This window comes from Bradyrhizobium sp. (assembly GCF_049691595.1).
Lineage (GTDB): Bacteria > Pseudomonadota > Alphaproteobacteria > Rhizobiales > Xanthobacteraceae > Bradyrhizobium.
In genome coordinates this window covers 1-3,130 of sequence record NZ_JBAVNZ010000569.1, presented here as the reverse complement: position 1 = coordinate 3,130, position 3,130 = coordinate 1, and the positions used below count along the sequence as shown (strand labels likewise).

Sequence of the window (3,130 nt, the reverse complement as noted above, 5' to 3'; positions counted from 1 at the left end):
GTTGACGCTCGGTTCCGGGCGACGCCGTCGGTCATGCCGGGCAAAAAACAGCGCGGCGTATGATGCGCCGCGCTACCTCGTGTCTCGCAAGGGCCATCAGCGCCGGCCCGCGAAGGGTGCCGAAATTCTGGAAATGACAAGTTCAAGTCGAATTGCGACCCATGCGTTGTCGGCTCAGACAAGCTGCCAGACTGCGTTCCCCGGATGCTGCGCAGCGCGCCGCGCTTGGCGGCGTGATGCGCTGCTGATCCGGGGTCCACCCGCTGCGGCGATGGGTCCCGGCTCAGCGGAGCAGCGTTACACGCTGCACCGCGTCCGAGACACGGAAGGCCTGATTCGATCAATAATCATCAGCTATAGATTTCGAACAGGCCCGCGCCGCCCTGGCCGCCGCCGATGCACATGGTCACGACGCCCCACTTGGCCTTGCGCCGGCGGCCCTCCTGCAGGATGTGGCCGGTCAGGCGCGCGCCGGTCATCCCGAAGGGATGGCCGATGGCGATCGAGCCGCCGTTGACGTTGTACTTCTCGGGGTCGATGCCAAGCTGGTCGCGCGAATACAGGCACTGGCTGGCGAACGCCTCGTTGAGCTCCCAGATATCGATATCGGCGACCTTGAGGCCTTGGCGCTTCAACAGCTTCGGCACCGCATAGATCGGCCCGATGCCCATCTCGTCGGGCTCGCAGCCCGCCGACGCCCAGGCGACGAAGCGGCCGAGCGGATGAAGCCCGCGCTTTTCCGCGTCCCTGGCTTCCATCAGCACCACGGCCGCGGCGCCATCCGACAACTGGCTGGCGTTGCCGGCGGTGACGTATTTGCCGGGGCCCTTGACCGGCTCGAGTTTGGCGAGGCCTTCCATCGTGGTGTCGGGCCGGTTGCACTCGTCGCGGTCGACGACATAGTCGACGATGCTCTCGGCCTTGGTCGCCTTGTCGACCACTTTCATCCTGGTCTTCATCGGCACGATTTCGTCCTTGAACTTGCTGGCCTGCTGGGCGGCCGCCATGCGGCGCTGCGATTCCAGCGAGTACTCGTCCTGGTACTCGCGGCTGACCTTGTAGCGCTCGGCGACGATATCGGCGGTGTCGATCATCGCCATGAAGATGTCGGGCGCGGCCTTCAGCAGGTCCGGATCGATCGATTCCTTTGGCGTTCCGCCGCCGGGGACCGAGATGCTTTCGACGCCGCCGGCGACGATGCAATCGGCGCCGTCGGCGCGGATGCTGTTGGCCGCCATCGCGATGGTCTGCAGGCCCGACGAGCAGAAACGGTTGACCGAGACGCCAGCCGTGGACTTCGGCATGCCGGCGAGCAGCGCGGCCTGGCGGCCGATATTGGGCGCGCCATGGGCGCAATTGCCGAGATAGCAATCCTCGACATAGTCCTTGTCGACCCCGGCGCGCGCCACGGCGTGCTTGATGGCGTGCGCCGCCAGCGACATCGGCGGCGTGATATTGAACCCGCCGCGACCGGATTTCGCCAGTCCCGTGCGTGCATAGGAAACGATGACGGCTTCACGCATCTCTGTTTCTCCCTGTAAGGCGGCCGATTATGGCTTGAAAAACGTGATCGTACACATTTTCACTGAAGGCAACAAAAATACCTTCCGGTTGGGCCTCCGGCTGTCGAAGTCATGACCGGTCTTTGCTCAACGGAGGGTGGCCCAAACCGGCAAATAGTACCACGCCTCCCCCGCGGCCGCGTCAGCCGCCCGGCAACACGACGACGCCCTTGTCCTTGGGCCAGCGCACGCGCCAGGCGAACGCGATATCCCTGACCTCGCCGGGCTTCGCCTCGAACGCCCATTCCAGCACGCCGCGCTTGTCGCGCAGATTGGTCGCGGTCGGCGGCGTCGTCGATGGCAGCATCTCGACCTGGATTTCCTCGTTCTCGCTGACCGGCAACTGGTCCTCGACCGAAATCCGGATCGGGAAATCGTGGCCGTTGCGTACGCTGGTCTTGAACGCGCGCTCGTCGGTCTTCGACGTTGTCACGATCAGGCCGACCGAGCCCTCGTTGCGCTTGACCACGGCGCGCTCGATCTTGACCTTGTCGTCGGCGCCAAAACCGATCCGCACCATTTCGTCCTTGCCGGCGGCGGCCATCTTGCCGCGCCCGACAAAAACGCCGTCGCGGTAGATCGCAACCCGGCCCGGCAACAGCGGCGCGTCCTCGCTCTGCTTGAAGCTCGCCTCAAGAAACGCCGTCGGATCCAGCACTGGCGCGGAACGGACGGCGAGATCGGGCGCGATCGTCGCGGTGGAGACGCGCAGGCTCTTGGCGCCCTCGCTGGCGCCAAGGCTGACGCGCCCGGGAATTCTGAACGTCACCTGGAAGCCATCGACGTCAGCGGTCGCCTGCTGCTCTTTTGCAGCTTCGCGTTTCGCAATCGGTCCGGCGGCTTGCGACGCCGGTGCCGCGCGGCTCCGGGTATCGTCGGTAACCTCGCCCAGGAGCCCGGACAGAGGTTGCGGATATCGCACGACCAGCGAGTTCAGATCGGGCGCGCTGCCGCCGCGCGCGGTCCGCACGGTCGAAACGGCGAGTGCGATATTCGACCAGTCCTCGCCGGTGGTCTGGGTGATTTCGGCGCGGCGCACCAGTTCGAGCGCCGGCTTGCGGTCTCTGGCGCCGGTATCGAGACGGGCATCGTAGAGCGGCGCCCAGCGCGCATGGCGCACGGCATAGGTCACCCGCAGCGTCGCCCTGGTCGCCGCAGCGGCGGCCAGATCGATCCGGACCTCGAGCTTGCCCGGCGGCTTGATCGACTTGTCCGATTCCAGCCGCGCGATCTCGCGGTCGAGATCGCGCTGCTTGCGTTCGGCATCGCGGATCGCGGCATCAGCGGTCGCGATTTCCTCGGAGACGGCGGCAAAGGCGGCGCGCCATTCGGCGATCGGACGCGCCTCGCCTTTCTCGCCCATTCCCGCCGGCGAGATTTCCGCGAAGCGCTCGGCGAATTTGCGGCGCGCATTGGCCGCGGCAATCGCACCCTGCAGGTTGCCGCGCTCGTCCTTCAGCGCTTCGATGCGCCTGTCGAGTTCGGGCAGATTGACCGGCGGCGCCGCGCGCGGCGGCCGCGTGTCGATGGCGCCGATCGTGAGCTTGGCGCCGGCCTCACCCTCGACC

General features: G+C 66.4%; 2 protein-coding genes. Both read right to left on the bottom strand.

Going from position 1 to position 3,130, the window contains the following annotated elements; all coding sequences use genetic code 11:
- Positions 1 to 350 precede the first annotated feature (350 nt).
- A complete protein-coding gene (locus tag WCE35_RS23050; protein WP_424595620.1) occupies positions 351 to 1,523 on the bottom strand; it encodes a thiolase family protein in 1,173 nt (390 codons plus the stop codon).
- Positions 1,524 to 1,704: 181 nt separating this feature from the next.
- Positions 1,705 to 3,130: mucoidy inhibitor MuiA family protein (locus tag WCE35_RS23045; RefSeq protein WP_424595619.1), on the bottom strand; the 1,426-nt coding region annotated here is incomplete at its 5' end.

Bases quoted from the DNA above. Each gene is read 5' to 3' on its own strand.
- WCE35_RS23050 (WP_424595620.1), bottom strand. From the start codon at position 1,523: ATGCGTGAAGCCGTCATCGTTTCCTATGCACGCACGGGACTGGCGAAA.